Source organism: Streptomonospora halophila (genome assembly GCF_039542725.1).
GTDB lineage: Bacteria > Actinomycetota > Actinomycetes > Streptosporangiales > Streptosporangiaceae > Streptomonospora > Streptomonospora halophila.
Genome location: NZ_BAABIK010000013.1, coordinates 158,075 through 165,283 on the forward strand (window position 1 = coordinate 158,075; position 7,209 = coordinate 165,283).

Consider the following 7,209-nt stretch of genomic DNA (forward strand, 5'->3'; position numbering starts at 1 on the left):
TCTCTCGAAGAGCCTTTTTGGTCTTTCTCTGGCAGTACGTTTGGAAGTAGACGGCAGCCAGTCGTCCCTGCCTTCCAGATAGCTGACGGGTGAGGAGGTGGCAATGTCGAAGAGCGAGCGCGGCCGCTGGTGGAAGTCACCTGAGGCGATGCGGACGCTGGACCTGTTCCTGCGCCTGATCTTCGACGTATGGCGAGGGGGCGGCGGCCTGTAGAGGCCCCACCCCCTCCCCACGGAGCCCTCGGGATGACAGCTTGCCGGCTGCCCGAGGGCTCTTCTCGTCCGCGCTTGATGCAGCGAACCAACACACGATCCCGCATCATCGCGTGGACTCAATAAGACTCATTGTATCCGTGATCGGCTATCACTGAAGCCTGATACAGGATCAAAGTCGCGTGATCCGCTATTAGCTACACTGCGTAATACCACTACTCACGGCCAAGGAAACCACACGGTTGTACCCCAATAATCCACGCGAAGTCAGTGACGGTTCCAACCACGATGCAGGGTTCCGCGGCGCTGTGTGTCGGCAGGTTCTTGCCGCGCCTGTTCCGCAATCTGGTCGAGGTCGTCTTCGCCGAAGCGGACGTGTTTGCCCAGGCGGCGGTGGGGGACCTTGCGGGTAGTGACCTTGTCACGCAACCAAGACTCGGGGACGTTGAGGCGGCGGGCGGCCTGCGGGATGGTCAGCAGCGGGGTCTCCTGCACGGCTCCTCCGTGGTCTCCGAGGTCGGGCGACGATCGTGCGCGGCGGCGACGCGGAAACGTTGGCGCTCCTCTTCGGAGGCGCCGCCCCACACGCCCCAGCGCTCACCGGTGCGCATCGCCTGGTCAAGGCACTCGATCCAGACGGGGCAGCGCCGGCATACCTGCTTGGCGGTACGGACGCTGCCGCCTTGGCTGGGAAAGAAGTGCCGGGCGTCGTGGAGGCGGCAGAGGGCCGATTCCTGCCACTCCTCCCCTGGTCGCCGGGTGCCTCGTGCGTGTCGCTGTCGCCTGGCAGTCATGATCCCTCGGCGGTCGTGGTCGGGCTGATGCGGCTGCGGATGCGCTGGGCGGTCCGGGTTTTCAAGCCGAGGCGGCGCGCGAGTTCGGCGCCGGTGATACCGGGCTCGTCGGTGATCAGGGCGCGGGCGGCGGCCTCCCGGTCAGCGCGGCCGGGCCGCTCCGCAGTGGGGCCAGCCCCGCGGACGCCCCCAGCGGCCCCGCCCTGACCGTGGTCACCACCCGTGGTGCCCGGCGTTCCGTCCGCCGTGGCGGGATCCGGCACCGGGCCGTGATCGCCCCGGTGGGCGGTTGCGGGGGCCGGGTGGGCTGGTGGCCCGGCAACCCCGGTCGGGGCCGTGTCGGGGCGGTTGGTGGCCGCATCCGGGCTGGTCAGGGTGGTCGTGATGGCGGCGAAGTGCGCCCGGTAGCGCGGTGCCGCCTCGGCCAGCAGGATCAACAAAACCGGGGCGATCGCGTGGAGCACGATGCCGGTCGGGTCGGGGTCCCACGCGAGGTGGCCGGGGCGGGGTGCGGCGAAGACCGAACCCCAGATATTGGTGGTCAGGGTGGCCGCACCGGTGAAGGTGCGCAGCAGCCAGGCCCGCCAGCACGAGGCGCGGCCGTAGCGTGCCAGGACCGCGTCCGAACTCAAGGCGGCCCATAGGGCGATGCCGACCAGCGGTTCGAGCATCCAGGCGATCCAGGCGGGAACGCCGTGGTCGATGGCCAGTTCGGCGACGGTGACGGTGGAGAAGGCGAGTGCTCCGGCGGCTACCGCCATGAGTGCGACGTCCAGGCGCTTGGCGGCGCGCTGGATCCGGGCGATCTCCTCGTCGGTGGTGGCCGCGGGCACCCGCCTTCTCCCCTTCTGTCGTCTGACGGTCAGTCGCGGCCCGGTATCAGTCGGGGCGTATGGCGTCGGCGTAGCTCATCAGCGCGCGGTGGCGGGCCCGCACCTCCTCGGGTATGGCCACCACCCGGTAGGCGGCCCGGCCGAAGCCGCGCCCGCACACCAGGTGCTCGCCCTCCCATCGCGACCGTGTACCGAGGAGCCCGGCGACGCGGTCGACCTCGTCGGCTTGTTCCTGGTCGTCGCCGCGCGGGAAGTAGGCGACCTCCACGCGGGCGTGCGGGCTGACTGGCAACTCCAGCCGTTCTTCCAAGAAGGCGGCCAAGGCGCGTAGGTCGTCCGCCAGCGCGCGGCGGTTGTCAAAAGCGGCAGTTTCCACGGGCTGCTCCTCGGTCAGGTCGGGGCGCTCGGAGGGGATCACCAGGGCTCCTCCTCGCCGCGCAATAGCAGGTGCAGGGCGGCTTCGGCTTGTAGCGGCACGACGGCCCGTCCCAGGGCACGAAGGTGGGCGTTGCGCGACAGGCCGAGGGCGGGGTCGCTGATCCAGCCCTCGTCGAAGCCCATGAGCCACTCGGTGAAACGCGCGGACAAGCGCCTACCGCCGCGCTGGCCCGGCTCCAGCGGGCACGGCGCCCTCCGGCCGGTGATGTGCTCCCAGCGGCGGATCGCCTGCTCGCCAGAGCCCCAGGCGCCCGGCGCGCTCAAGGCACACGCCCTCTCGGCCTGGGCCTTCGCGCTGCCGGGCAGCGCGGCGCCGCCGTCGTCGGCAGCTCGGGTGTGCAGCTGCGGGTGCAGGAGGTGGCCGCGGGATTGGTCTCGGCCAGGTGGCGCACCGCATCGGGCAGGCCCACCTGCTTGCCGCGGCGCTTGCGCTCGGCCACCCGGCAGGGGCCCCGGCCCGCATCGCGGGCGGCGGGGGTGGGCAGTGAGGAACAGCCGCTCGCGGGCGTGCGGGGCGCCGACGTCGCGGGCCCGTAGGCTGTGCCACTGCGCGTCATACCCCGCGGCGGCCAACTCGCCCAGGACGGGGCCGAGCCCGGCGCCCTTCCACTGCCACCGCAGGGCGGCCACGTTCTCCACGACGAGCAGGCGGGGTCGAAGATGGCGAACGGCGTCCATGACGCGGGCCCAGACTCCACTGCGTTCTCCGTTCTCGATGCCGGCGCCGCGTCCGGAGATGCTCACGTCCTCGCACGGGAACCCTGCGGTGAGCACGTCCACGGGTTCCACCCGGCGCCACTCGACGGCGCCCAGGTCGCCGAGGTTGGGGACCTGCGGGAACCGTGCGTGCAGGAACCGGGCGATGTCGGGGTCGTTGTCGGCTACCCAGGCCAGACGGGTCCGGCCCAGGGCTTCGGCCGTGCCGAGGTCGAGGCCGGCGATGCCGGTGCACAGCGACCCCACGGTGACCGGGTCGGCCAAGGCGGGCGTGGGGGATGGTGGCGGTTGGAGTAGGAGGTTGCCGGGTTCGCTCACGTGTGGGCCTCCTCGGCGGGGTTGCGCAGGATCAGCGCGTCCTCGTGCTGGACCACGTGGGCCGCGGCGCCCCGGCGGCGCAGTCGGGATGCCTCCAGCGAGGCGAAGAAGGAGCTGCGCGCGACCGTTCCGCCGTCGCGCAGCGCGCACATCAGTGCCGCGCATCGGCCCACCGGTGCCAGCCCGGCCGCCTGGGCGGCAGCCATGGTCTGGCCGGGGAAGTCGACCAGCCCGCCGCCGGAGCGGAAGGGCCGCGTGGTGATGACGACGTGGGCGCCCGGGGCCAGCAGCGCTCGGCAGCCGGACAGGATGTCGGTGAACGAGGCCAGCAGCTCACCCATGGGCTGGTGGGCGAGGTTGGCGCGGGCGCGGGTGCGGCTGTAGCGGTAGCTCCACTTGTCGACCGCCTTGGCGCCGTCGCGCGCCGAGCGCACCAGCCCATGGGTCATGGCGCCATAGGGCGGCGAGGTCAGCAGCAACGACACGCGCCCCGCCTGCTCCGGTTGGGCGGCGACGGTCTGGGCGAGCTGGGCGGCCTCGCCGGTGTGCACCCGGGCCTCGCCCTCGGCGCCCTGGGTCTGGGCGAGGTGGAGGTTGTGGCGGGCGATGGAAGCCCATTTGGGCTCCAGTTCGAAGCCGAGCCCCTCGCGTCCGAGGTGGGCGGCCTCTACGAGAGTGGTGCCGATCCCGCACAGCGGATCCAGCACCACATCGCCCGGACGGGTGAAGGTGGTGACGGCGTGGCGGGCGATGCCGGGCAGCATCTTTGCTGGGTGCTCCAGCGACAACCGGGCGTAGCGGTGGCCGCGCTGGGCACGGGCCTGCAACTGGCCCGTGGGCCAGACGGAGGCGAGGTTGGCGGGACGGTTCATCGGACCACCTCCGCATCCGCTACCTCGGCGGGTTTGTGCAGCAGCACCACGTCGTCGTGGGTCGGGTTGATGACGCTGGCCGCCGCCCGGGCGTGGGCCGGGCCGAGGCCGCCGGCCCCGGGCACACCCGCCGCCTCGTCGCCGTCGACGTAGGTCTCGACCGGATCGGTCAGGGCGATGATGTGCTGGAGGTAGACCAGCCCGGCGGCGTGGGCGTGGTGGGCACACGCCGTCACCCGGTCGGGGTGGCCGCCGTCTTGGCGGGTACCACCGCAGACCAGGGCAACGTGTCCGCCCGGGCGCAGCAGTCGGGCGGCGGCCCGCACGACGTCGCCGAGGGCGTCGCTGTAGGTCGCCCCGTTCAGCCGTCCGAGGTGGCCGCTGGCCACCCGGGCGGTGCGCGGGATGCGCCCGGGCTCGGGCAGCCAGGCCACGACCAGCGCGGCCCGCCCGCACATGTCTTCCAGGAGCGTTGCGGCGCTTCGGGCGTCGCCGCACCGGTGGACCGCCCGGCGCCGGTCCTCGTCGGCGAGGTGGTCGATGACGCGCTGTTCGGCGGCGGTGACGCGGTCAGGCTCGATCTCGATCCCGTAGGCGCGTCGCCCACTCTGCACCGCTTGGGCCAGGGGGCCGCCGTCGCCGTGGCCGAGGAACACCGCCGCCTGGCCCCGCGCGCTCAACCCGGTGATCAGCCGCCGGGTGAGATCGATGGCAGGGGGCGTGTGCGGGTCCTGTCCGCAGGGCCAGACCGCCAACGGGGGCCGCAGGTCATAGCCTCCCGCTGCGGTGGTGGGTTCGCTTGCGTGTTGTGTCATATGCCGTGTGCCCGCCCCTCCGTCGCCTCGCCCTGACACCCCGAATAGAGCCAGGCCCGCCCCGGGATTGGACACAGCCACCGCAAAAGCCGAAGCGCCCCGGGGCCGGAGGCCTCGGGGCGCGGGCGGAACCGCTGGGATCTACCTGCGGTGGCGGCAGCGAGTGAGCACCCACGCGGCGCCCAGCCCGGCCAGGGCAGCGCCGCGCGCCACCGGCGAGCACAGCCCGTCGGCGGTGATCGTCATCGAGCGCAGGTAGCGGTAGTGGTTGGTGCAGGCCGCGCCGCACAACCGCCCGGGCGCGCGGCCCCGCAGGTGCGCGGCGCCCCGGGCGGCGGCGGTCAGGAGCAGGGCAACGGTCAGCGCGGCGGTGAGCACACACGCGTCAGCACACGACATCTTGACTCCGTTTCGGGTCGGTGTTCGGCTCCCGGGGACAGGGCGGGCGCCTCGGGCGCCCGCCCCGGTGGCCGCTCAGGCCGCCCTGTAGCGGCGCGGCGCTTCGCAGGTCAGCTCGGCCTCGCCGTCATTGGCCAGCCGTGCCATGGCGTTCTGGATCGCGCCGACGCTGCGCCCGCGCAGCAGGTGGCTGATCTCAGTGGGCGAGAACTCATCCTCGGGATCGGATTCGAGGATGGCTTTGACCATCAGCCGCAGCCCGCCCGGCTCCAGCCGCGGGCTGCCGCTGACCTTGTTGCGCTGCGCGCCGTCGGCTACAGAGCCACCTCGGGTGCCCGCCTTCTCGGCCTCGGCGCCCCGTGCGGCACCAGGCGTCCGAACCGGGGTTGTCCCCGCGGGCGTGCCCGCGTCCGCGGGGGCGGCGGCCTCGACGGGGCGCGCGGCGCGGCGGTATCTGTGGGGTCAGGGGCATTGGCAGGCGCGTCGTGCGGCGCCGCCGTCACCTCCGGGGCCGCCTCCGTATCCGTGTCCGCGCCGTCGTCGGCAGGTGATGCCGGCGCACTCGCCTGCCCGGTGCCGGAGTCCACGGGCGCGGTGTCAGGTGCCGGGGCCGTCACGTTGGCCGCCTGCGTGTCGCTGGGCGCGGGCGCATCTGTGGGCTCGGTGCCGCGCGCCATGCTCCACAGGTCGGGCAGGCGCTGGCCCCCTTCCCGGGCGCCGCGGGTGCGGCAGGTGAGCCCGTCGTCTTCCAAGCAGCGCAGGGCGGTGGTGACGGTCGAGCGGCCCCGCCCGGTGGCGGTGGCGATCTCGGCGGCGGTGGCGGGCGCGGTGGCCCCGCGCAGGTGGGTCAGGATGTCGGAGCAGACGGCGGCGCTGGCCATGATGAAAGATCCCCTTCGGAATGAACGTGTCGGTTGCAGGTGGGGCGGGGGGCGGCCCCCGGGCCGCCCCCCGCCCCGGTTGTCAGGCCCCGACGTGGGCCTTGGCCGCGGTGAGCAGCGCCCGCACGTCGGCCGTGGCGTCCGGGCCGTGGCTGATCAGGCCCTTGATCTGGCGTCCGAGGTCGTAGACGCGCAGCAGGGTGCGCAGCCGCCCGTCGGTATAGGTGGTGTACTTCGCGGTTGCGGTGATGAAGGGTTGGTGCCGGTAGACGAAGTGGTCGCGCACGATGCGCCGCTCGCCGCGGACCCAGCGGTCGCTGCGGCGGTTGAGTTGGAAGTCCCGCGCGTACATGAGGTTGCGCACCGGCTCGATGGGGCCGAAGGGCACCGGTCCCTGCTCGTACCATTCGCCGAGGTAGTCGAAGGCGGTCTCATCCAGGGCCCCGAGAAGGTCGTCCATGCTTTCGCCGTCGGCGCGGTGGGTGACCATCTCTTCAGCGAGATCGGCATGTCCCCAGACGATGACCGCGCTGGGTTCGGGCACACGCTGGAACCGGTCTGCGGGCAGGACCCGGTACCGGGGCCGCCCGAGGGCCTCCTCGTAGGCGATCGCCGATCCCGGCCCGGCTTGAAGGCAGCGCACGAGGTGGTCCAGGCCCATCTCGGCCTCAGCGGCCCGGTCGAGGAAGGCGTCGGTGCTGTCGGTGGTGTTCATGGCAGTACTCCGTTTCGGGTCGTGCAAGGTCAGGGGTGGTGGGGCGGGCGCGGCCCCGTGGCGCGCCCGCCGTGACGCTCCGGTGATCAGCGGCCCAGGTAGCGGTGGATCACGGCGTTGACCTCACACGCGCGCAGGCAGGCCGTCTCGGTGCGGGTTACGATCGGGCAGTCTCCCGGCGCGCACCGGTGCGCATGGAGCAGGTGCAGGGCCT

Annotated in this window: 11 protein-coding genes; all 11 read right to left on the reverse strand. The window is 72.7% G+C overall.

What is annotated here, in order from left to right:
- Nucleotides 1-480 precede the first annotated feature (480 nt).
- The gene (locus ABEA15_RS13240; RefSeq protein ID WP_345556857.1) at nt 481-708 is read right to left on the reverse strand and encodes a helix-turn-helix domain-containing protein; all 228 of its coding nucleotides are present in this window, start codon (nt 706-708) and stop codon (nt 481-483) included.
- The gene (locus ABEA15_RS13245) at nt 687-1,007 is read right to left on the reverse strand and encodes a WhiB family transcriptional regulator (protein WP_345556858.1); all 321 of its coding nucleotides are present in this window, start codon (nt 1,005-1,007) and stop codon (nt 687-689) included. The genes ABEA15_RS13240 and ABEA15_RS13245 overlap by 22 nt, the downstream gene beginning before the upstream one ends.
- Nucleotides 1,004-1,840 carry a hypothetical protein gene (locus tag ABEA15_RS13250; protein WP_345556859.1) on the reverse strand — a complete coding sequence of 279 codons (837 nt, stop codon included), beginning with the start codon at nt 1,838-1,840 and terminating at the stop codon, nt 1,004-1,006. Before ABEA15_RS13250 ends, ABEA15_RS13245 begins: the two co-directional genes overlap by 4 nt.
- Before the next feature lie 46 nt (nt 1,841-1,886).
- Nucleotides 1,887-2,258 carry a hypothetical protein gene (locus tag ABEA15_RS13255; RefSeq protein WP_345556860.1) on the reverse strand — a complete coding sequence of 124 codons (372 nt, stop codon included), beginning with the start codon at nt 2,256-2,258 and terminating at the stop codon, nt 1,887-1,889.
- Complete coding sequence (locus ABEA15_RS13260) at nt 2,255-3,313, reverse strand: DNA cytosine methyltransferase (RefSeq protein ID WP_345556861.1); 1,059 nt, start codon at nt 3,311-3,313, stop codon at nt 2,255-2,257. Before ABEA15_RS13260 ends, ABEA15_RS13255 begins: the two co-directional genes overlap by 4 nt.
- Nucleotides 3,310-4,185, reverse strand: coding sequence for a TRM11 family SAM-dependent methyltransferase (locus ABEA15_RS13265; protein WP_345556862.1), 876 nt, complete (start codon nt 4,183-4,185; stop codon nt 3,310-3,312). The genes ABEA15_RS13260 and ABEA15_RS13265 overlap by 4 nt, the downstream gene beginning before the upstream one ends.
- Nucleotides 4,182-5,000 carry a hypothetical protein gene (locus ABEA15_RS13270; RefSeq protein ID WP_345556863.1) on the reverse strand — a complete coding sequence of 273 codons (819 nt, stop codon included), beginning with the start codon at nt 4,998-5,000 and terminating at the stop codon, nt 4,182-4,184. Before ABEA15_RS13270 ends, ABEA15_RS13265 begins: the two co-directional genes overlap by 4 nt.
- Before the next feature lie 141 nt (nt 5,001-5,141).
- Complete coding sequence (locus ABEA15_RS13275; protein WP_345556864.1) at nt 5,142-5,399, reverse strand: hypothetical protein; 258 nt, start codon at nt 5,397-5,399, stop codon at nt 5,142-5,144.
- Nucleotides 5,400-5,474: 75 nt separating this feature from the next.
- Nucleotides 5,475-5,648, reverse strand: a complete 174-nt coding sequence (locus tag ABEA15_RS13280; protein WP_345556865.1) for a hypothetical protein — start codon at nt 5,646-5,648, stop codon at nt 5,475-5,477.
- A 65-nt stretch (nt 5,649-5,713) separates the two neighbouring features.
- Entirely contained in the window at nt 5,714-6,280 is a 567-nt protein-coding gene (locus ABEA15_RS25635) for a helix-turn-helix domain-containing protein (protein WP_425579390.1), read from the reverse strand.
- A gap of 82 nt (nt 6,281-6,362) precedes the next feature.
- On the reverse strand, nt 6,363-6,995 hold the full coding sequence (locus ABEA15_RS13285) for a hypothetical protein (protein ID WP_345556866.1): 633 nt from the start codon (nt 6,993-6,995) through the stop codon (nt 6,363-6,365).
- Nucleotides 6,996-7,209: the final 214 nt, after the last annotated feature.

What these genes read in the sequence shown, in the direction of transcription:
- ABEA15_RS25635 (WP_425579390.1), bottom strand. Translation starts at nt 6,280, where the DNA reads ATGGCCAGCGCCGCCGTCTGCTCCGACATCCTGACCCACCTGCGCGGG.
- ABEA15_RS13270 (WP_345556863.1), bottom strand. Translation starts at nt 5,000, where the DNA reads ATGACACAACACGCAAGCGAACCCACCACCGCAGCGGGAGGCTATGAC.
- ABEA15_RS13285 (WP_345556866.1), bottom strand. Translation starts at nt 6,995, where the DNA reads ATGAACACCACCGACAGCACCGACGCCTTCCTCGACCGGGCCGCTGAG.
- ABEA15_RS13280 (WP_345556865.1), bottom strand. Translation starts at nt 5,648, where the DNA reads ATGGTCAAAGCCATCCTCGAATCCGATCCCGAGGATGAGTTCTCGCCC.
- ABEA15_RS13245 (WP_345556858.1), bottom strand. Translation starts at nt 1,007, where the DNA reads ATGACTGCCAGGCGACAGCGACACGCACGAGGCACCCGGCGACCAGGG.
- ABEA15_RS13275 (WP_345556864.1), bottom strand. Translation starts at nt 5,399, where the DNA reads ATGTCGTGTGCTGACGCGTGTGTGCTCACCGCCGCGCTGACCGTTGCC.
- ABEA15_RS13265 (WP_345556862.1), bottom strand. Translation starts at nt 4,185, where the DNA reads ATGAACCGTCCCGCCAACCTCGCCTCCGTCTGGCCCACGGGCCAGTTG.